The following is a 21550-nucleotide window of genomic DNA, read 5'->3' on the forward strand; positions in this document are numbered from 1 at the left end:
GCGATCGAAAGGAAACCGGACAGCGACCAGCATGGTACCGGCGGCGGCAGGCACCTGGCTGCCAAGACCTCTACCGCAACAAGGCCTCGCGCAAGCCACTGGCGCGCTGCGTGCGCTCGGCAATGGCCTGGCCCAGCACGGCCGCGTTCGGCGACACCAGCGTGAAGAACTCGCGCGCCCGCGTGATGCCGGTGTAGACCAGCTCGCGCGCCAGCACGGCGTTCATCTCGCGCGGCAGCACCATCGCCGTGTGGGTGAATTCCGAGCCCTGCGATTTGTGCACCGTCATCGCGAACGCCGTCTCCACGTCGCGCAGGCGCGTGGCCAGCACGCTGCGGATCGCATCGCCGTCGGCGAACCACACGCGCAGCGAGCCGGGCCGCTGCGGGTCCGGCAGGGTCAGGCCGATGTCGCCGTTGTACACGCCGGTGGCGTAGTCGTTGCGCGTGACCATGACCGGCCGGCCGACGTACCACTCGCCACGGCGGCGAATCAGCCGGGCCGCGTCCAGGCGCGCCTCGATCGCTTCGTTCAGGCCGGCCACGCCCCACTCGCCCGCGCGCACGGCGCACAGCAGGCGGAACTGCTCGAAGCGGCGCAGCACCGCGCGCACCCAGCCCGTGTAGTCGCTGCCCCAGGCCTCCGGTCCTTCCTGCACCAGCGTCAGGTAATCGCGGTAGCCCTGCGGCGCGCCGGCGCGCCCCTCGACCGCCAGCGCCAGCGCGTCCGGCGGGGTAGCGCCTTCGATCCAGTGCACGCGGCCGCCGTGTTCGTCCGGCCCGGCGCGCAGCACGGCGCGGGCGGCGTCGCCGTCGCCCCGGTTGACGGCCAGCGCCAGCGCGCCGATCGGACCGCCGAAGCGGCGGCTCTGGCGCAGCATGACGATGCTTTGCGCCAGCGCGCCGCCGTCGCGCAGCGCGTAGTCTGCCGGGATGGTCTCGCCGGTGGCGGCCTGCACGTAGGCGACCGTGTCCTCGGCGTAGTTGCCGCTTTCCGCCTCGGCGCACAGGTCGCCCAGCACGGCGCCCGCCTCCACCGATGCCAATTGATCCTTGTCGCCCAACAGGATCAGGCGCGCGTGCGCCGGCAGCGCCGCCAGCAGGGACGCCATCATTTCCAGGTGCACCATCGAGGCTTCGTCGACGATCAGCACGTCCACGTCGAGCGGATTGCCGGCGTGGTAGGCGAAGCTGCGCGTGTCCGGCCGTGCGCCCAGCAGCGAGTGCAGGGTGCGGGCGGCGCCCATGCGCGCGGCCAGTTCGCGCAGCGGCAGCGTGTCGCCCAGCTTGTCCGCCAGCTCGTCCAGGGCCTGGTCGATCGACTGCTTCAGGCGCGCGGCCGCCTTGCCGGTGGGCGCCGCCAGCGCGATGCGCAGGCCGTGCGCCTGACCTGCGCCGGCCATGGCGAACAGCAGGGCCAGCAAGCGTGCCACCGTGTAGGTCTTGCCGGTGCCCGGACCGCCCGTGATGATGGCCAGCTCGCTGCGCAGCGCGATGGCGCAGGCGATCTTCTGCCAGTCCGGGCCCGCCGCATCGGCACGCGCATCGTCACGCGGCTCGAACAGCCGGTCCAGCCAGCGCCGCACGGCGGCCGCATCGACCGGGCGTTCGGTGCCGGCGCGGCGCAGCACGGAGGCCGCCACCATGGTCTCGTCGCGCCAGTAGCGGCGCAGGTACAGCCGTTCGCCGTCGAGCACCAGCGGCTGGTTGAAATCCAGGTCGCCCACCGGCCACACCTGTTCGCAGGCCTGCAGCAGGTTGCGCCAGTCGGCCGCCTTCTTCGGCAGCGGGCCGGCCACCGCGCGCAGCGCCGCCCACTCGCCATCGAGCCAGCCCAGTTGCGCCGACGGGTCGTGCGCCAGGTCGGCCAGCACCAGGCAGCTGTGGCCGCGCCCTTCCAGCTCGGACAGCAGCGCGCCGGCCACCAGCAGCGGCGCCGGTGCCTGGCCCAGCGTCGCGACGAAGCGGGCGAACGCGCCGGCCAGGCGGCGCAGCTTGCCCGCCTCGGTCAGTGCATCCAGCTGCGCCAGCGTGGCGGCGGATCGTGCCATCTCGGCCTGGGGATCGGTGGCGTTCTTCTTCATTGCTCGTCCATCGTGGTGTCGGGCGCGCCGGCGTGCAGCAGCGCGTCCAGGCCGTCCAGCAACGCTTCGTCCGGGCCGATCAGGTGGCAGCCGCGCGTCGCCGTATTGCCGACGCCGCGCAGGAACCAGAACACGGCGCCGCCCAGGTGCCGCGCCGGCTGGTACGCCTCGCCCAGCCGGCTGCGCAGCAGCCGGTGCAGCGCCAGCAGGTAGATCGCGCCCTGCACGTCGTAGCGGTGCTCGGCCATGCCGTGCGCCAGCGCCGCCGCGTGGTAGGCGCTGTCGCGGTTGCCCAGCGCATTCGATTTGTAGTCCAGCACCCAGTAGCGCCCTGCGTGCTCGAACACCAGGTCGGAAAAGCCCTTCAGCATGCCGTGCAGCGCGCGCTGCGGCAGCGGTGGGCGGGCCATGCCATCCAGCAGGTGGCGCCGGCACAGCGCGTCCAGCGCGCCGGTGGCCAGGCGCTCGCTGGGGAACCAGAACTCCATCTCCGGCAGCAGCATGCCAACGTCCTGCAGTGCCGCGCCCAGCGGCGGCAAGTGCGTGACGACCAGTTCGCGCAGCCAGGCGATCGTGTCCTCCAGCCGGTGGCCCCAGCCGGCGCGCTCGATGCGGCGGCCGATGCGGGCGTCGAAGCCGGCATCATGAATGCTGTCGAAGCCTTCCTGCGCCAGCCATTCCAGCTGCTCGTGCAGGAAGTTGCCGGGCACGGAACCGCGCGGGAAACGGTGCCATGGTGCTTCCTGCACCGCCGCGCCGCTCGCGGCCGGGTCGCCGTCCTCGCCCTCCAGCAGCGTCGCCTCCAGCGCGTCGCGCGGCACCGGCACCGGTACCTCGACCTGGACGCCACGCGTCAGCGACGTGAAGCTGCCGACCGACCAGTCGCGCTCGAACTGGGCGTCGAACGGCGCCGCCTCCAGCAGCGGTGGTTTGTGCTCGACGCGGTTCAGCAAGGTGACCCGCTCGGGCGCGCCGGCACTGGCGATGCCGATGGCGGCGCAGTCGCCGCGCAAATGCTGCCAGCGTTCCTGCAGCGCATCGGCCGGCAGCGGCGCGCCGCCGGTCAGCAGGTAGCCCAGCGCCGATTCGTGCAGCACGTTGGCGCCTTTGGCCTTGGCCGGCAGCGCGGCCACGCCCAGCCACAGGAAGTGGCGCGCCCGCGTCAGCGCCACGTACAAGAGGCGCAGCTCCTCCTCGATGCGGGCCGCTTCCACCGCCGCATGGGCGTCGTCGGACAGCGCCATGTCGATGCGGCGCACGCCATCGCCGTCGGTGTACTCGAAGAAGCTGCGGTTGCGCCGCTCGACCTTGCGCGCGGTGACGGCGAACGGCAGGTACACCAACGGGTACTCCAGGCCTTTCGACTTGTGCACGGTGACGACCTTGACCAGCTCGGCGTCCGACTCCAGCCGCAGCACCTGCTCGTCGCTGTTGTCGCCTTCGCCCTCGACCTGCTCGGCCATCCAGCGGATCAGGGCCTGCTCGCCATCGAGCTGGCGGCTGGCCGACTGCAGCAGTTCGGCCAGGTGCAACAGGTTGGTCAGCCGGCGTTCCCCGCCCGGCTGCGCCAGCAAGGCGGCCGGCAGCCCCAGTTCGTGGATGAAGCGGCGCAGCATGGCCAACACGCCCTGGCGCTGCCACACGGTATGCAGGGCCTTGAGCTGCTCGGTGCGCGCTTCCCACGCCAGCTCGTCGGCCGAGAAGCGTGCCAGCTCGGCCAGTGGCAGGTTGGCCGTGCGCGTGGCGAAGGCGGCGCGCGCCAGATTGCCGTCCAGTGGATTGGCCAGCGCGGTCAGCCAGCGCAGCACATCGCGCGCCTCGTCGCTGTCCAGCACCGAATCCTTGTCGGACAGGTAGACGCTGGGCACGCGCCGCCGCCGCAACGCGTCGCGGATCGCTTTCGCTTCCTTGCGGTCGCGCACCAGGATGGCGATGTCGGCCGGCTGCAGGCGGCGCAAGCCGTCCGGACCCTCGAAGCCCGTGCCGGGATGGTTCAGCAGCTCGACGATGTGCTCGGCGCAGTGGTGCGCGAAAAAATCGCGGTAGGCGTCGGCGCGCAGGTCCGGCGCATCCGCGCAGGCCACCGTCAGCGCCTGCAACTGGCCGTCCACGCCGACCAGGCGTTCCGGCCGCCCCTTCGCGTCGACCGGATCGAACGGCAGCGGATTGACGGCGCCGGAGCGGAAGCGGAACGCGCCCTTGTCGAAGCCCTTGTCGCCGGCCAGCCGCTCGGCGTGCAGGAAGATGCGGTTGACCGCTTCCACCACCTCGCGGGTGGACCGGTAGTTGGTGCCCAGCTGGTAGTGGCGGCCGGCGGTGGCGCGCCGCGCGGCCAGGTAGCTGTGGATGTCCGCGCCGCGGAAGCCGTAGATCGACTGCTTCGGGTCGCCGATCAGGAACAGGCCCAGGTTCGGCTCGTTGTCCGCCACGCGGTACAGCAGGTCGAAGATGCGGTACTGGCTGGGCGCCGTGTCCTGGAACTCGTCCACCAGCGCCACTGGGTACTGCTGGGTGATGCGTTCGCGCAGCGCCGCGCCGTTCCCGCCCTCCAGCGCGTGCTGCAGCCGCAGCAGCATGTCGGCAAAGCCGAACTGACGGTTGCGCCGCTTCAGTTCCCCCATCCGTGCCGCGATCACGGCGGCGGCGTGGCGGTACAAGCGGTGCGCCAGCGGCTCGATGCCGGCCAGGTCGTCCTTGAGCTGGCGCAATTCGGCAAATTCGGCCGGCACGTCACTGCCCTCGTAGGCCTCGGCGATGCCCTCCGGCGACAGGCGGTGCCAGCCCGCCGCCGCCATCTCCGGATCGACGCGGGCGGGGTCCGCCACCCATCCGCGCAGGCTGCCGAACCAGCCGGCCAGCCATTTCATCTGGATCTTGCGCCCGTTCAGCAGGCCGGCGTCCTTCTTTTCCTCCAGCCAGATCTCCATCCGCTCGATGCGCTCGATCCAGCCCGCCTTCAGCGCGCCAAGGCGCTCCTGCAGCTCGTGCAGCGCGCTGCCGATCAGGGTGCCCAGTGCGACCGGCTGGCCGTCGCCGTCGCGGTGCCACGAGCCGTCGGCGCGCTTCACCAGGTCGCGCAGGCTGGCCTTCAGGCGGCCCACATCCGGCCAGCATGCCAGCAGCGCGCCCAGCGCCGGTTCGCGCAGCGGATAGACCTGCTGGCGCCAGTAGTCGTGCGCCGCGTCCTCGAACAGGGCCGCCTCGTCACTGACCAGTTCCTCGTCGAACAGGCTGCCGCTGTCGAAGGCGTGCTCGCGCAGCATGCGCTGGCACCACGAGTCGATCGTGAAGATGGCCGCTTCGTCCATCGTCTCGGCCGCCAGCATCAGGCGGTGCGCGGCCTGCTGGCGCGCGCCGTGGTCGGGGTACGCATCGAGCAGCGCGTCGAGGTAGGGATCGCCGCCGTCGGCCTGGCCGCGGAAGTAGGCGGCGGCCTCCACCAGCCGCTCGCGCACGCGGTTGGACAGCTCGCGCGTGGCGGCGCGGGTGAACGTCATCACCAGGATGTCGGCCGGCAGCAGTGGCCGCAGGTAGCCATGCTCGCCGCCATGGCCCAGCACCAGGCGCACGTACAGCGCGGCGATGGTCCACGTCTTGCCCGTGCCGGCGCTGGCCTCGATCAGGCGCGAGCCGTGCAGCGGAAACGTCAGCGCGTCCAGCAGCGGCGTGCCTTGGATGTCGTCGCTCACGCGCCCTCTCCTTCGATCGGCTGCACGCCGACGTGCTCCTTCAGCCACGCCGCCAGCGGGCCATACAGTTCCTGCGCCACGCGCGCGTGCTCCGGCTGCGCCGCCAGCGCGGCGTAGTCCGGCCACAGGCGCGCCAGGGATTCGTCGGCGCCCTCGCCGTCAAGGTCGAAGCCGCCGTCGTAGGCGGCGCGCGCGTCGCCGCCGGTGACCAGGGCCAGCGCCGTACGGCACGCGACCGGCAGCGGGCCGTCCATGCCGTGGCGCCACCACGTCACCAGGCCGGCCAGCACGGTGCGCGCGCTGTCCTGCGCCAGCGGCGGCATCGTCACCACCGCATCGCGCGCCACCAGCAAGCCCGTGTACGCCGCGCCCTGCGCGCTCGCGGCCAGCTGGCGCAGCCACATGCCGATCAACTTGTCGCCGCGCGGCTGGCCGGTCTTGTCGAGCGCTTTCGACGACATCTGCAGCAGCCACACGGTCTGCTCGCCGTCGCTGCGCAGCTGGTCGATCCAGTCCTCCAGCACCACGCCGTCCAGCACCAGGCCGACCGGCAGCTTGTTGGCCGGATGCGGGTAGCGGGCGCGCAGCCGCAGCCAGGCCTGGCGCACCGGCAGCAGCGCCTGCACCAGCGTGTCGCGCACTTTATCGCCAATCAGGCCGATGGGCAGCACGCCCTCGCGCTGCAGGCGTTCGGCGCGCGCCAGCAGACTGGCCAGGGCTTTTTCCCCATCCTCCACATCGTCTTCGCCGGCGTCGTGCAGCAGTGCGTCTTCCAGCTGGTAGCGCTGCAGGCCATCGAGCCCGAACGGCTCCTCGTCCTCGCCCACCAGCGCCGATTCGGCAAACACCACCCCCAGGCGCTGGCGGAAGAAGAAGCGCACCGGCTGGCGCAGGAAGGCGGCCAGCATCGACAGCTTCAGCCGGAAGCGCTCATCGATCTCGAATGGCGCCAGCGCCAGGCCCTCGTCCGGACCGGCCTCGTTCGCGTCCTCGCCGGTGTTGTGGGCCGCGCGCCATTCGCCGGCATACGTCAGCAGCCCGCCCTGCTCGAAATAGCGCCGCGAGAACGGCTGCAGCGCGTGCTCGGTGGTGCGCTCCTGCAGGTCGGGCAGTTGCCAGCCGGCCTTCAGGTAGTCCATCAGCTGGCTCACCAGCACCGAGGGCGGCTGCTCGCTGTTGTCGCGCACGTTGCGACCGCACCAGCTGACATATAGCGTGTCGCGCGCCGCCAGCACCGCTTCCAGCATCAGGTAGCGGTCGTCGTCGCGGCGCGAGCGGTCGCCCGGGCGGCCCATGCCGGGCAACGCCAGCAGGTCGAAGTCGAGCCGGCTGGCGCGGCGCGGAAAGTCGCCGTCGTTCATGCCCAGGAGGCACACCACACGGAACGGCACCGCGCGCATCGGCATCAAGGTGCAGAAGGTGACGCCGCCGGAGACGAACTGGTGCTCCAGCGACGGTTCGTCCAGCGCGCCCAGCCAGGCTTCGCGCAGCACGGACAGCGGCACCGGTTCGTCGAAACCGGCGCCTTCGCAGGTTTCCAGCCAGGCGTTCAGCGTGTCGTTCAGCTGGTTCAGGGTCAGGCGGTCGGCTTCCTCGCGCGCATCGAAGAACGCGGCCAGCAGCGCGCGCGCCTGCTCGCCCCATTCGAGCGGCGTGCGCGGCTGCGCCAGCGCCGCGCGCCAGCCCAGCAACTGCTCGACCAGTTGCGCCAGCGAGCCGGCCAGCGCCGCGTCCAGGCCGCCCACTTCGCCATACGGCTCGATGTCGCCAAACGCCGCGCCGCTGCCGCTGGCATAGCCCAGCAGCATGCGGCGGATGCCGAAGATCCAGGCGTTCTGCTCGCCGGCCGGGCCCAGGCCCAGGCCCTCGCGGTGGCGCCGGTCCAGACCCCAGCGTACGCCGGCGCCCTCGATCCACTGGCCCAGGATCGGTAGGTCCTGCGCGGCCAGCCCGAAGCGCGCCGCCACGGCCGGCACGTCCAGCAGGTCGCGCACCTCGCTCTGGCGGCAGCGCTGCTGCGGCAGGCGCAGCAGCCATTCCAGCGCCACCAGCAGCGGGTTGACGCTGCGGTCGTTGACGTCGCCGATCTCGAACGGGATGTGGCGCGCGTCCAGCGCCGTGCGGCCGCGCCGGTACTGGCCGAACACGGCGTGGATGGCGGCCGTGAAGACGTCGATGTCCGGTACCATCACCACCACGTCGCGCGGGCGCAGGGTGGGATCGGCGGCGAACATCGTCAGCAGCTGGTCGTGCAGCACCTCCACCTCGCGCTGCACGCTGTGGGCGACGTGGAAGACGATCGAGCGGTCGTCCGGCTCGGGCGGCGGGAACGCGTGTTCCGCCAGCGGCAGCAGGTCGCGCACCGCGCCCTGCAACTGGCGCAGCAAGGTGTCGCCGTCGCCCTCGCTGAACAGGTCCACGCGCAGATGCTCGCCAGCGCCCGCGCTGCTCGATGCTTCGTCGAATTCGTCCAGCATGCGGATGTAGTCGCGCCCCTGCCGGCCCCAGCTCGCCAGCAGCGGGTGGCTGTGCGCGTGCAGCTCCTCCAGCGGCACGGCCGCCAAGTCCAGGCCATTCCTGGGCTGCTGGCGCCGGCGCGCCGCGCGCAGCAGGTCGCGGCCGTCGATGATGTCGCCCCAGTAGTAGCGGCAGGGATTGGGCACGGCCACGATCACCTGGGTGAAACGGGCCAGCGCCGCCAGCGCCTGCAAGGTCTGGTACGGCAGCGCCGACACGCCGAACAGCACCACGCGGCGCGGCAGCGGCGCCACCGGCCGCCCGCCCTGCTCCACCGCGCGCACGAACTCCGTGTGCACGCTGGCGCGGCCCAGCGCGCGCTCTTCTTCCGGCACGCTGGCGACGACGGCGCGCCACAAGGCGGCCTGCCAGCGCTGGCCTTCCGGCAGCGGGTGGGCCACGCCGCGCGGGCAGCGCATCTGGTCGCGCCCGGCGGCCCAGTCGGCCAGCCAGTCGGCCCGGTACACCTGGTACTGGTCGAACAGGTCGGCCAGGCGCTCGGCCAGTTGCAGCCGGCGTTCCGGGTCGCCGTCCGCCAGGAAGTGGCGCAGCGGCGCGAACGTGGCATCGGCCAGCAGTGCCGGCAGCAGGCGCATCAGGCGCCACGTCAAGGGGCCCTTGTCGAAGGCGGAAATGCGCGGCACCCGCTCGCGCCCCAGCATGGCACGGTAGGCCTGCCACAGGAAGCGCGCCGGCAGCGCCACGCGGGTGGCGGCGCACACGCCCATTTCCTCGGCCATGGCGATCTTCAGCCACTCGGCCACGCCGTTCGACTGCACCAGCAGGATGTCGGTTTCCAGCGGGTCGAGCGGGTGGCCGCGCAGCCATTGGAACACGGCGGCGCGCAGCTGCTCGAGCTGGTTGCCGTGCAGGATCAGGAGGCCGGGGGCGATGGGAGAGGTCATGCGGCTAAGGACTGCGTTTCAAGCCGCTATTATCGCTCAGTTGGCGGCCGCGCGCGGTCCTACTCGGCCGTGCCCTGCAAATACGCTTCCAGTTCCTCGCCCACGTACAGTTCCAGCTGGTCCAGCAGCGGGCGCATGTGCACGACGATGGCGCGCGCCTCCTCGATGCGGCCGCCCTTGCGCAGCCGCTCCAGCGCCAGGCACAGCTCGGCGAAGCTCTGCGCGCCGACCGCGCGCGCGGACGACTTGATGCGGTGGCCCAGCTCGGCAAGCCGCGTCAGGTCGCCCTGCGCCAGCGCCGCGTCCACCTCGTCCATGCCCTCGCGCGCCGATTCCAGGAACATCAGCGCGTACTTGCGCATCTTTTCCGGCTTGTTGCCGAAGGTCTGGCCCAGCGCCGTGACGTCGAACAGCGGCGCGGCGGCCGCCGCCGACGGCAGCTCGCCGGCCGACAGCGCCGACGCGCCAGGCGGCGCCACCGGTGCCACCGGTGCCGTCATGCTGCGCACGGCCGGCGGCCGGGCGTGGGCGGCACGCTGGCTCAACCACTTCGACAGCACGCCGAACAGCAGCGCCGGCGCGATCGGCTTGGTGACGAATTCGTCCATGCCGGCCGCCAGGCACCGGGCCTCGTCCTCGCGGCCGGCATTGGCCGTCATCGCGATCACCAGCGTGCCGGACAGGCGCGGATGGGCACGGATCTGGCGGGTCGCCTCGTAGCCGTCCATCACGGGCATCTGCACGTCCATCAGCACGCAGTCGAAGTGGCCCTTCTGCAGCAGGTCGATGGCTTCGCGCCCGTTGTTGGCGACGACCACCGTGGCGCCGGCATCCTCCAGCAGCTCCTGGCCGACCTGCTGGCTGAACACGTTGTCCTCCACCAGCAGGATGCTGGCGCCGCGGATCGCGGCCATCGATTCGTCCCCCAGCGCGGCCGGCGCCGGCGCGGCCAGCGCCGCGCCGCGTTCGAGGCGCGCCGTGAACCAGAACGTGCTGCCGACGCCGGGCGCGCTCTCGACGCCGACCGTGCCGCCCATCAGCTCGGCCAACTGCTTGCTGATCACCAGCCCCAGCCCGGTGCCGCCGTATTTGCGGGTAGTCGACGCGTCGGCCTGGTGGAACGACTGGAACAGCTTGGCCACCTGCTCGGCCGTCATGCCGATGCCACGGTCCTGCACCTCGAAGCGCACCAGGATTTCGCTGTCGCGGCTTTCCTCGGCACGGGCGCGGATGAAGATGCGGCCGTGTTCGGAGAACTTGATGGCGTTGCTGGTGAAGTTCAGCAGCACCTGTTCCAGGCGCAGCGGATCGCCGCGCAGCTGCGCCGGCAGGCCCGGCCAGGTCTCGAACACCAGTTCCAGGCCACGCCGGCTGGCCTCTTCACCGAGCTGGCTGGCGACATTGGCCAGCAGCGCATCGAGGCTGAAATCGAGCACTTCCAGCTCCAGCCGGCCCGCCTCGATCTTGGAGAAGTCCAGGATGTGGTTGATGATGCCCAGGAGGTGCTGGCCGGAGTGATAGATCTTCTGCAAGTAGTCGCGCTGGCGCGGGTCGGTGACGGATTTCAGCGCCAGGTGGGCCATGCCGATCACGCTGTTCATCGGCGTGCGGATCTCGTGACTCATGTTGGACAGGAAGGCGCTCTTGGCCTCGCTGGCGGCCTGCGCCTCTTCCTTCAGCCGGTGCAACTGGGTCACGTCGGTGGACAGCGCGATGACGGCGCGGCCGCTGTCGAGCTCGACCGGCGCCTTGACGGTCCACAGGTGGCGCACGGTGCCGTCGGCATCGGCGTACTGGCCCTCGCTGGAGCGCTTCATGCCATCGGCCAGCACCAGCCGGTCCTCCTGCCACGTCGCGTCGGCCTGCGCGGCCGGCATCAGCTCGCGGTCGGTACGGCCGACGATGGAATCGGCCGGCCGGCCCATCACCTGGGCCTGGCGCGCGTTCACGTACACGTAGCGCCGCTCCGCGTCCTTCATGTAGACGTGGGCGTCGACGGTATCGAGCACGCTGTCGAGCAGGCGGCGCTGTTCCTGCGCCTTGCGCCGCTGCGAGGTCAGCATGAACACATAGCTGTAGATCAGCATCGTGCCGATGAAGCCGGTGGCCAGCGCGATGCGCGGCAGCGCGCGGTCGAAGCCGCTGATGATGTCCGTCTTGCGGGCGTTGAACTGGGCTTTCCACAGGCTGCCGTTGAAATCGATGGGCAACACGACGACGAAGTAGTCGTCCAGGTCGCCGCGCAGGGCCGGCGGCGCCTCCAGCGAGCCGTTGTCGTTGTACAGCAGGCGGTCGTCTTCCTCGATGATGAGGCGGCGCTGGTCCGGCGGCGTGTTGCCGTCCGAGTAGAGAATCATGTGGATCTTGCGGTCGGCCATCTCGTCGATCGCGCCCTGCACCAGCGCCGCCACGGAAAAGCCGATACCTACCGAGCCCTGGTAGGCGGCGCGCCGGCTGGCCACGTCGTCGACGACCGCACCGCGTCGGTACACCGGCAGGCGCATGCCCAGGCCGATGTGCGGCAGCGGGCCCTGCACCCTGATGGGCTGGCCGGATGCGCTGATCTGCCCCGTATCGCGCGACAGGGCCATGGCGCGCTCGATGGCCGGGTTGGCGATGATGTCGACGCCGAACTTGTCCTGCAGGGTGGCCATCGGTTCCAGCCAGGTCAGCGGCGCGTAGCTGGCGCGCCGGCCCGGCGGGCGAATGTCGAAGCGGGGATAGCCGGCCGGGTCGAGGCTGGTGTCGGCGCGCACGGCGGCAACGAAGGCGTCGCGCTGTGCATCCGTCACGTACGGCGCGTAAGTAATGGCCTCGATGGCGGGAAAGTGCTGGGCCAGGCCGAGGCTGTTAACGTATTGCTGGAATTGCAGGCGCGACAGGTTGTCCGAGGTCTGGAACAGCGCCACCAGGCCGCGCACCACGTCGGAATAGGATTTCACCCGGGCCGAGATGCTGTACTGGGTGGCGCGGGTGGCGTTGTCGAAGCGCTGGCGACCATCCTCCTCGACGCTGCGCAGCGCGCCGGCATAGAACGACAGGCCGACCGCCGTCGCCAGCACCAGCCCGATGCCCCACTGCAGCGCGCGGCCCAGCGTCGTCGTCGTTCTCAGTTTGCCCGATTTACCCATCACCGCCGATCTGAACAAGTTGCACTACAGCAGGATACTCCGAAAGACCCCGGCAACCAAGATTCACCGTCGCACCGGGCCAGGTGCGGAACTTTTGCGCCACTGTCGGGTCGAATAGCACGATAATAGTGTTGCGGGAGGCGGACATGGCACAGATGCGCGCAATGCCACTGTGCAAATGAGAAGACGGTCGCGCCGTGCCGCAGCCGCCTACCGGCCGCTGCCAGGGTGTGGCGCTGGCCCTGACGGCAGCGGGCGTGGCGGGCACGATGGCGCTGCTGGCCCTTTGCCTGGCCGCCGCCGGACTCGGCACCGCGGCGGCCATCGGCGCCGCCGGCTTGGCGGCGGTGCTTGTGGTCGTTCTGGTCATCGTCTCCCTGTCCGTACTGACCGCCGTTGTCGGCTTCATCTGGCGAGCCCGGCATGGCGCTGTCGCATCGGCTTCGCCTCACGGTCCAATCGATGGGGGCCGCGCGGGCGAGCTTCGTATCGTGGCTTTTACCAGTATCCTATCCGTAAGCGGACGGTATTGGCCGTTCGGAAGGGCGTCGCCGCGGCGCGGGCGGGCTTCCGTGGCTGACTGAGTCGCGCGACAGATGGTCCGGCCAGCGTCGAAAGACCTGCGGGGCCCGTACGGACGCCGCAGTGTGCGTCGCTGTTTTCACGATTTTGATAAACCATTTCGAGGAGAAGCCAGCATGGCACGGCACGATCCGGGCGCGGGCGCGCCCAACGCGGACACAGCTGACTTCCTTGCAGGCCCGACCATCGGCAATGTGCTGGCGCTGACCTTGCATTCGAGCGCCTCCACGGCATCCGGCCAGGTGCTGGCGGTACCGGCGGTACAGACGCTGGCCAGGTACGGATTGGAGGGAGACCGCCATGCCGATCCCTGCTCACCCCGCCAGGTGCTGCTGGCGGGTGCGCCGGCCTACGCGCGGCACGGCCTGGCGCGGCACACGCTGCGCGAGAACGTGCTGCTGGACGTCGACACGACGGATCTCCCTTCCGGCGCCCTGCTGCGGCTGGGCGACATGGCCGTCGTCGGGCTGACGTTCCACTGCGAAGCGTGCCGCTACCTGGATTCCCGCCATCCCGGCATCGCTGGCGTCATCGGCAGGGACCGCGGCGTGCTGGCGAGGGTAGTGCGCGGCGGCGTAGTGCGAGTAGGCGACCCGGTCGTCCGGCTGGCAGCACGCGCCCTCGCGTGGTCCGATGACTGGCGCGAACGAGTGGTGCAGGTCCTGGCGCAGGTGCCGCTCGGCATGGTGGTCGAGTATCGACAACTGGCGCGGCTGGCCGGGGTGCAGGCGGTTTATTGCCGCGCGCTGCCGGCGTTGGCGCGCAGGCTGGGCATGGCCGAGCGAGCCGTCGCGCAAGGTGCGTCCGCCGGACTGCTGCGCTGGATGGGCGACACGCTGTTCGATAGCGCCGCCGACGCGCCGTGCGCGGGCACGGCAAGCTGACTCTGATCGCCCGGCGCTTTGCCGTCCTGCCCCAGGTCGCGCCGCGCTTTCTTCAGCCGAATGGACTTCTCGGCACTTCGTCCCATCAAGTCCGATAGCGCGGCGCCACCCGCCCCGTCAGGCGCGGTCGCGACGAAGACATTTCCAAGCTCAGGTAATTGGACAGGCATCGACCAGCGCTGCCGTCGCAATCGCGCTGAGCCATTCACTGGCCGGTGGCACGCCGCCCAGATCCCCACCAAATCCATCTCCCCATTTCGGCCCTCCTTGCGCAGGGTATATCCAGCCGACCAACGCGCGCAAAATAGATTCAGTCTCGTGGCATATCCGCTCGACCGATTACCGCCGGCACTGGATTGACGGCAGTTCGAGCCTGACTGATGACATGTCGCGCAGGCCGGGCTGAATTTCTATCCAACGCCGGATTGCCGTCTCAGCATGATTCGTTATCGCAGTCGATCAGCGGACGGCTTCTCTTGTAGTCTACGATTGGAGGCATCATGAGCGCTAGCACCGAAAGTACCGTTTCAGCATCAAGCGGTCCGCTATTGGTACTGGACGGAACTAGGGTCCGAACGGGTGAATTTGAATGTGGCAACGGTTCACCTACACCCAGGACGATACGAGGCGCCCTGGGATTCTCGCGGCAATAGCGGCGAAAAGTTCGAGTTCGTGATCCTTGCTCATGACGGCTCAGTGCTACTGAACGTGAGGCGAACGGTACAGCCGGGCAAGACGAGCGGCTGGGGCAATGATTTATCCACGCTGCGGGCCTGATCGTGGCGGCGCGCCCCGGCCACCCACTGGCATCCTGGCAGGCGCGGTATTGCTTTCGCCCGCCTGCTTTGGCCAGCAATCCAATGCCAAGGACGTCGATCTCCCAGCGGTCGGTTACAAGGCGGAGGTCAGGTCCGCCGTTTCGGCACCTGGCGCCCAGCTTTCGGCGGCCGAGGAAAGCTCGAGTGTGTCGCTCAAGCTCTCCAGTAAGCCCTATACAAGTGTTGCGCCCAGGATCGACCAGCCGGGATACGCCAGCTGGTTGACCTGGAGCCTGACCGCCGACGCGCCGCTGAAAAAAACCGAGGAGCGGCACGACCTGCTGCACCTGTGGACAAACAATAAAGTCGGAGACAAAATAATATAGTTCGACACTCAACAATAAATTTTGACACAAAAGGCCAAGGTGAACATGCTTGTAGACTTTCGCTTTCGGGAGAGGCCGCGTTTCGACAGTCGCATGTAAGCTGCATTCCGCTCACTTGCATAGCAAAAAAAGGATGTTTCGATTCATAAATGGCGCATCAAATATAAGCACTCAGTTATCGCTATCGGCGCGGTGAGCCGTTTTTGATCAGTCGCACTATAAATCGAGGGCCAAAGATGAAAATCAAAAATATGACGGAGTTTGGTATCGAAATTTCCGGGGGCTGCAAATTGACAGCTGCGATGGCGTTGGCAGGAGCACTGTCGGCTTTGTCAGGATGCGCGGGCAAGCATGTCATCCCCGACAAGAACTATGTAACGAGCAGTGACGGTGCCATTAAGGTGGCGTTCGACCAGGACGGAAATATCTACCCAAGAACAATCGATGTTGAAGATTGGACTGCACGCACTCACCCTTTTTATGAACCGGTTTTTGGCAGCGCGTTTCAGCTTGCTAAGCCGTACGTTCCGGCCGAGGGAAAATACGTTGAGCGCGGTCTACGTGCGGCGACATATGAGAAATTGGAACGAATGCTCAACACGTCCCTAAAAGACGATGGAACATTAATCATTCTGATTCACGGTTTTAACAACGATAATGAGGAAGCGAATGCGAATTTCTCGCTGATGAAGAGCTTCCTGGCACCATCGGTTCGCCAACGATCCGCAGTTCTAGAAGTATTCTGGGACGGATTGGAGGAACGTCGCGATTTCTACATCGCATCTCCTTTTAATTTCTGGCCCGATGCTCTTACCTATTCTAATTTGGCCGGCACGCACGGATTAAGAGAGTTGCTACGACGCGTGAAGAAAAACGTCGATGTTCGTGTCGTAACTCATTCGCGCGGGGTAGCAGTCATCATGGCTGCGTTGGCACAGCCCGTGTTTGGGGAAAGAATCGTTGGTGGGGATGACCCGCCGCTCAAGAATCCGCATATCAAATCGATGAAGATCGCATCGTTCGCACCTGCAATTGGCCCCGGCCACCTAGTAAGGGACATTAATGAACAACTAATCCATCACCCAGTTGATTTGTTTCTGGGATTCAATCGCGGCGATATTATTACCGGAAAACTTTTTCTAGTGCCAGCAAGTTTTTGGGGCACCACAACGCTGGGAAGCGACCTACCCTATGTGAAGCGAGTGATCGCCACTCCTCGGGACAATTTGAAAGTGCGCGCGTTTCAATTTCGCCACGGCGGACGACATGACTTCCCCAGTTATGCAGGCGGCGTCAATGTTCCTGTCATCCGATGCATGTATTCGCTAATGGGAATCGGTGAGCCAGCACCCTGCGATAAGAACGATGAGATCACGGCTACCACTGAGTAGACGAAGCCTGGTTGTTTCGGAGAACTGGCAGATTCTGTCAAACTTTGTTGCCGCGAATCGAGGACTTGCGTGACTTCGAATGGCTTTTCTGTCAAATTTTGTTCGCAACCGCAGCGTGTCGAGACTGGCAAGCCCTATAGGTGGGGTTGTGTCACACTTTATTGTTAGTGCACAGCACCAGGATGGCTGGGGAAACGCCACCTCGGTCGGCCTCAATACCGTCGGCTTTTTCACAGCGCAGTCGGCCAGGCATCGATCGGCGTCGGAGAAATACTGCGCAATGGGTCAAGCGGCCCGATTCGAAACGGAAAAAGCCCGACTGCCGGCAGGGGCCAGCGAAGCGGAATTGAGGAAGACAATCGAGGCGGAAGGCTGCCTTGTCGATAACATCCGAAAATATGCTCCACATTTACTCGAGGCCGTTCGCGCGGCAAATGGCTACCCCCAGGCTGGCGGCTTCCTATCGGGAGTTTAGGGGGCAATGGAATTCCAGAACGCCAAATACTATACACCCGACACGCTGGCGAAACAGGAGGAAGATCACCGGCCCTGGTCGGTAGGGCTGACCGCCGGCTGGAATCCGCAACGCGCCGAAAAACTGTTCCTGCTGCTGCGCGCCGAGCACAAGCGCAGCTACGAGGACGCGGAGGAATAGACGCGCTGCCCGGTTGGCGGCACCGGTCCCACCGTCGTCTGCGTGACCGGATCGTTCGCGCCGCCTACTTTCTCGAAGAGTAACGTCGTTTCGTTCGAGACCCGCTACCTGTTCGACAAGGTCGCCATTGCCGCGCACCTGAAGCCGAAGGAGAAGGCCAAGGTGCCGTGGAGCGCGATCATCCGCGAAGCGGCGATCACGCAAGCCGCGCCGCTGCGTGTCGGTTGGGCTGGCAAGGCAGTGGCGTCACCAGCACGACGAATTATGCCGACGGCCACAGCCCGCAAATCGCGGTCAACAACACCCCGCACCTGCTCGGCGCAATCGGTGCGGTGGCGCTGATCGTCGCGTTCGCCCTGGCGGTCGGCGTGCATACCGACATCCTGCGCGATCGCTATCCGGAAGCTGCAAACGGTCGTCGCCAAGGCCCGCTTGCTGCGCCAGCAGCTGGGTCGCTTGTCGCTCGACGGCAAGCACAAGTTGCTCAGCGCGGCATATCCCGCCTATGCGCGTGGCCCGGATGGCGTCGATGACGCGTGCGGCAGCGCGGCCGATACCGCGCTGCGCGATCCGGCCAGCGCCAGGATGACGCCGGAACTGACGATCGGCTTGGCCGAGTCGGACATTTCATTCAGCCTGACGCGCATCCAGTTGTTCGCGTGGTTCCTGTTCGCTGTCTCCGCCGGCATCTATTTCTGGTTCCTGCTGGGCGAACTGCCCGCCATCGACAATTCCATACTCGGGCTGCTGGGCATCAGTGCGGGCGTCGCCGGCGTCTCGTGGGCTGTCGATGCCAGCGACAAGAACGCAGCGAAGCAGCCCAACGCCGGCTTGTCGAAGGGCTTGTTGTCGGACATGACCCGCAGCGCCGATGACAAGGAGGAAATCCATCGCTTCCAGGCGATCGTGGTCAACATCCTGCTGCTGGCGATCGGCGCCGTTCACGTCGTGCGCAGTATCTCCTATCCCACCTTCGACCCTACCTGGCTGATTTTCCTGACCATCAGCGGCGCAACGTTCGCTCTTGGCAAGCAGATCAACGAGAAGAAAGTAGGGGTGCCAGCAAGTGCGCCTGGCGTACCATCGCCTCGATCAGCGGATGGACACTTCCGGGCCGGGTTGGCCCTGGAAGCGCTCCCGATACAGCGCCGGCGTCACGCCAAAGGTGCGGCGGAACAAGCCGATGAATGTGCTGGGGGTCGAATAACCCAGCGCCAGCGCGATACCGGTGACCGGCACCTCCTCGGCCAGCATTTCCAGCGCCCGCATCAGCCGTGCGCGCTGGCGCCACACGGTGAACGTAAAACCCGTCTCGCTGACGAAGCGGCGGCTCAGCGACCGGTCGCTGATGGCCGCCCACTTCGCCCATTGTTCAAGGCTCCGATCGTCGGCCGGATCCGCCAGCAAGGCCTGCGCGATGCGCAACAACCGGATGTCGCGCGGCAGCGGCAGGCCCAGCGGATCGGTCGGCAGGGTACCGATCTCGTCCAGGATAACGCCGGCCAACCGCTCGGCGGGCGCATCGAGCGGACCCAGCGGCCAGCCAGCCGCGCGCAAGGTTGCCTCGCGCAGCAGGCCGGACATGCGAATGGCGCACGGCGCCGCCGGCAACGCCGCGCAAGCGGGTTCAGCCACGTAGACGGCAAAGCCATGGAACGGCCCGTGCGAGCGGGCCCAGTGCACGCGGTGCGGCGGCACCCAGATGGCGTGCGTCGTCGGTACCACCCACACCCCCTCGTCCACGCCGATCGTCAGCAGGCCGCGCATCGAGCCGAACAGCTGGCCGCGGCAGTGCTGGTGCCGGCCGCTGCTGCGCTCCGTCTCCTGTTTCGCCGCCGCCACGATGAGCACCGGGCCGTCGGAGGTATTGATCAGGGCGGGGTCGAGGGTTTCGTGGGCCATTGGCGTCAAATCGATATAGGTTGGCTCCGCAATTGTACAGCCGCCAATATCGATGACTCTACACTCGGGCTTCCCGACATCGCTGGAGCCTTCCATGAACGACCTCGCCACCCTTGCCCGCCCCGATCTCGACGCACTGTACGACCCGCCCGCCGAGCGCATCCAGAAAGCCGTGCTGGACCGGCTGATCGACTTTCACCGCGACTATCTGCGCGTGGCGACGTTCTTCTGCCTGGCCACCGGCAGCGCACGAGGCCTGGATGCGTCGCCGCGCGGCGGCCCGCCGGGCTTCGTCCACGCACTGGACGACCACCACGTGGCCTTTGCCGACTGGCCCGGCAACAACCGTATCGAATCGCTGCGCAACCTGGAGCACGACGACCGGGTCGGCATGCTGTTCCTGTTCCCTGGCCTGGAAATTTTCATGCGCATCAACGGCCGCGCCCGCGCGACGACGGACGAGGCCCTGTTGGCGCGGCTGGCCGAAGGCGGCAAACGGCCGAAGACGGCCATCGTCGTCGCCATCGATGAGGTGCTATTTCATTGCGGCAAGGCGATCAACCGTGCCGGGCTATGGCGCCCCGAGCGCCACCTCGACCGGGAGGCGTTGCCGACCCCGGGCCGCATGGTCGAAGCGCTCAACGCGGCCGCGCAGGGCCGTGCCGCCGATGCCACGGCCGCCGCCCAGCTCGACTCGCACTACAGCCACGCGGTGCGCCACGACCTGTACGGCTGACCCGGACCTGCCCCGAAAACTAGGCGGCCGGCTCGCTTTTCGTCTTGCGCCTGGCCGGCGCGGCGGTTGGAGAGTCCACGGCCGGCTTTGCCGCCGTCTTGCGCGCAGCCGTCTTGCGCGCAGCCGTTGCCTTGACGGGCACTGCGTCCGGGGCGGCTGCCGCCTTGCCCTGCCCTGCCGCCGCCAGATCGAGTTCGATCCAGGTCGGCGCATGGTCGCTGGGCTTTTCGCGCCCGCGCACGTCGCGGTCCACGCCGGCCGCCTGCAGCGCCGGTGCCAGGGCAGGACTGAGCAGCAAATGGTCGATGCGCAGGCCGGCATCGCGGCCATAGGCATTGCGGAAGTAATCCCAGAAGGTGTAGATCTTTTCGCCCGGATGCAGGGTCCGCAGCGCGTCGGTCCAGCCCTGCGCGACCAGGCGGTGAAAAGCCTCCCGCGTTTCCGGACGGAACAGCGCATCGTCCACCCAGCGCTCCGGCTTGTAGACGTCGAGCTCGGTCGGCATCACGTTGAAGTCGCCCGCCATCACCACCTTCGCGCCCGTGGCCAGCAGTTGCTCGCCACGCCGGATCAGGCGCTCGAACCATTTCAGCTTGTAGTCGAACTTCGGTCCCGGCGCCGGGTTACCGTTCGGCAGATACAGGCAGGCGATCACGACGTCGTGCACGACCGCCTCGATGTAGCGGCTCTGCTCGTCCTCCGGGTCGCCCGGCAGGCCACGGCCGATCTCCTGCGGCATGGTGCCCTTGGCCAGGATGGCGACACCGTTCCAGCTTTTCTGGCCGTGCCAGATCGCCTCGTAACCGGCCGCGCGGATGGCTTCCAGCGGGAACTTTTCCTGCGGCGCCTTCAGCTCCTGCAGGCAGGCGACGTCCGGCTGTTTCTCTTCCAGCCACTGCAACAGGGCCGGCAGGCGGCTGCCGATGCCGTTGACGTTGAATGTAGCGATGCGCATGTGTTCTCCATGATGTGGCAGGCTGTGCCGACCGCTATTGTCACCTCGGCAGCACTGGCACTGCCGCACGAATGATGTAGGGGTGCCGCGCGATGTCGAAATTCTTTACACATCGATCCAGCTCAACCTGCAAGCTATTGATTTGCAATGGCTTGCCGGAGCAGGCACGTACTTTGCTTTTTCTCAAGTACATTTCTCTGGGGGAAGGCGCAATGAAAACAAACATCGCAAACATGCTGGGCTTGGCGACGCTCGCGGCAACGTTGCTGACGACACCCCTGGCCCACGCCATTCCGTTCAGTCTGACGATGCAGACCACCGGCTTCGGCTATATGTTCGGCAACGATGCGACGCCGCTGCCCGGTCCGCTCAACGTCAGCAATTTCCTGTCGGTGCGCAATCCCCAGCTGGACGACCCGGCGGCCGACATCCAGTCCATCATCCGCTTCGACACCAGCGCGCTGACGCCGTTGCTGACGTCGGGCCAACCGCTGGTCGTCAATTCGGCCCGCCTGCAGCTCGATTTCCTCGGCCAGGGCGGCGAGCCGACGACCACGCGGCTCAATGCCGGGCTGGGCGGCACGGACAGCTGGACGCAGGCCAGCTCGTCCACCGAGCTGTGGAACAACTATACCCAGGTGCTGGGCAATACGTTGTTCGTGGCGGGCACGCCGGAGGGGCTGGTGGACATCGAGCTGCCCGGCCTGTCCATCGACGACTTCGGCAACGACGAGCTGCTGTCCCTGCTGTTGTTTGCCGACGAGAACCTCGGCCCGGCGTTCAACGAACTGTTCTTCGGCGCCGGCGATACCCCGAGCGGTACCACCGGTGCCGCGCCGCGGCTGATCCTGGACATTTCCGTCGGCAATCCGGTGCCAGAGCCGGGCTCCCTGCTGCTGGTGGGCCTGGGCCTGGGTGCGTTCGCTGTCGTGCGGCGGCGCCGCGCCTGAAGCGGCAAGGCGGGCGGCGCTGGTGT

Annotated in this window: 15 protein-coding genes; 7 read left to right on the forward strand and 8 right to left on the reverse strand. The window is 67.7% G+C overall.

Annotation, left to right across the window (positions count from 1 at the left end; all coding sequences use genetic code 11):
- Positions 1 to 70: 70 nt before the first annotated feature.
- From recD to E7V67_016225, 4 genes are read right to left on the reverse strand one after another with little or no spacing between them, the layout of a single operon-like run.
- On the reverse strand, positions 71 to 2083 hold the full coding sequence (gene recD, locus E7V67_016210) for an exodeoxyribonuclease V subunit alpha (GenBank protein ID WUR11255.1): 2013 nt from the start codon (positions 2081 to 2083) through the stop codon (positions 71 to 73).
- Positions 2080 to 5772 carry an exodeoxyribonuclease V subunit beta gene (gene recB / locus E7V67_016215; protein ID WUR11256.1) on the reverse strand — a complete coding sequence of 1231 codons (3693 nt, stop codon included), beginning with the start codon at positions 5770 to 5772 and terminating at the stop codon, positions 2080 to 2082. Before recB ends, recD begins: the two co-directional genes overlap by 4 nt.
- Positions 5769 to 9194 (reverse strand): exodeoxyribonuclease V subunit gamma, encoded by a 3426-nt coding sequence (gene recC, locus E7V67_016220; protein WUR11257.1) that lies wholly within the window; start codon positions 9192 to 9194, stop codon positions 5769 to 5771. Before recC ends, recB begins: the two co-directional genes overlap by 4 nt.
- A 59-nt stretch (positions 9195 to 9253) precedes the next feature.
- On the reverse strand, positions 9254 to 12343 hold the full coding sequence (locus E7V67_016225) for a CHASE domain-containing protein (protein WUR11258.1): 3090 nt from the start codon (positions 12341 to 12343) through the stop codon (positions 9254 to 9256).
- 629 nt (positions 12344 to 12972) lie between these two features.
- On the opposite strand from E7V67_016225, the gene E7V67_016230 reads away from it, so the two are divergent.
- The 5 genes from E7V67_016230 (at position 12973) to E7V67_016250 (ending at position 17323) form a co-directional block, all read left to right on the forward strand.
- Positions 12973 to 13791 (forward strand): hypothetical protein, encoded by an 819-nt coding sequence (locus tag E7V67_016230; protein ID WUR11259.1) that lies wholly within the window; start codon positions 12973 to 12975, stop codon positions 13789 to 13791.
- A gap of 751 nt (positions 13792 to 14542) precedes the next feature.
- Positions 14543 to 14935 (forward strand): hypothetical protein, encoded by a 393-nt coding sequence (locus E7V67_016235; GenBank protein ID WUR11260.1) that lies wholly within the window; start codon positions 14543 to 14545, stop codon positions 14933 to 14935.
- Between the two features lie 236 nt (positions 14936 to 15171).
- On the forward strand, positions 15172 to 16326 hold the full coding sequence (locus E7V67_016240; protein ID WUR11261.1) for an alpha/beta hydrolase: 1155 nt from the start codon (positions 15172 to 15174) through the stop codon (positions 16324 to 16326).
- A 481-nt stretch (positions 16327 to 16807) separates the two neighbouring features.
- Positions 16808 to 16981: a hypothetical protein gene (locus E7V67_016245; protein ID WUR11262.1), complete on the forward strand. Its 174-nt coding sequence runs from the start codon at positions 16808 to 16810 to the stop codon at positions 16979 to 16981.
- A gap of 42 nt (positions 16982 to 17023) precedes the next feature.
- A complete protein-coding gene (locus E7V67_016250; protein WUR11263.1) occupies positions 17024 to 17323 on the forward strand; it encodes a hypothetical protein in 300 nt (99 codons plus the stop codon).
- A gap of 161 nt (positions 17324 to 17484) precedes the next feature.
- On the opposite strand, the gene E7V67_016255 is transcribed toward E7V67_016250, so the two are convergent.
- From E7V67_016255 to E7V67_016265, 3 genes are all read right to left on the reverse strand, one after another.
- Positions 17485 to 17607, reverse strand: a complete 123-nt coding sequence (locus E7V67_016255; protein ID WUR11264.1) for a hypothetical protein — start codon at positions 17605 to 17607, stop codon at positions 17485 to 17487.
- A 1-nt stretch (position 17608) separates the two neighbouring features.
- Complete coding sequence (locus E7V67_016260; GenBank protein WUR11265.1) at positions 17609 to 17926, reverse strand: hypothetical protein; 318 nt, start codon at positions 17924 to 17926, stop codon at positions 17609 to 17611.
- Positions 17927 to 18073: 147 nt separating this feature from the next.
- Entirely contained in the window at positions 18074 to 18883 is an 810-nt protein-coding gene (locus tag E7V67_016265; GenBank protein WUR11266.1) for an AraC family transcriptional regulator, read from the reverse strand.
- 94 nt (positions 18884 to 18977) lie between these two features.
- Here E7V67_016265 and E7V67_016270 point away from each other — a divergent pair, with 94 nt between their 5' ends.
- The gene (locus E7V67_016270) at positions 18978 to 19619 is read left to right on the forward strand and encodes a pyridoxamine 5'-phosphate oxidase family protein (protein WUR11267.1); all 642 of its coding nucleotides are present in this window, start codon (positions 18978 to 18980) and stop codon (positions 19617 to 19619) included.
- Between the two features lie 19 nt (positions 19620 to 19638).
- On the opposite strand, the gene xth is transcribed toward E7V67_016270, so the two are convergent.
- A complete protein-coding gene (gene xth / locus E7V67_016275) occupies positions 19639 to 20574 on the reverse strand; it encodes an exodeoxyribonuclease III (GenBank protein ID WUR11268.1) in 936 nt (311 codons plus the stop codon).
- A gap of 212 nt (positions 20575 to 20786) precedes the next feature.
- Here xth and E7V67_016280 point away from each other — a divergent pair, with 212 nt between their 5' ends.
- Entirely contained in the window at positions 20787 to 21524 is a 738-nt protein-coding gene (locus tag E7V67_016280) for a PEP-CTERM sorting domain-containing protein (protein ID WUR11269.1), read from the forward strand.
- The last annotated feature ends 26 nt before the right edge of the window (positions 21525 to 21550 follow it).

The sequence above is a fragment of the [Empedobacter] haloabium genome (assembly GCA_008011715.2).
GTDB lineage: Bacteria > Pseudomonadota > Gammaproteobacteria > Burkholderiales > Burkholderiaceae_D > Rugamonas > Rugamonas haloabia.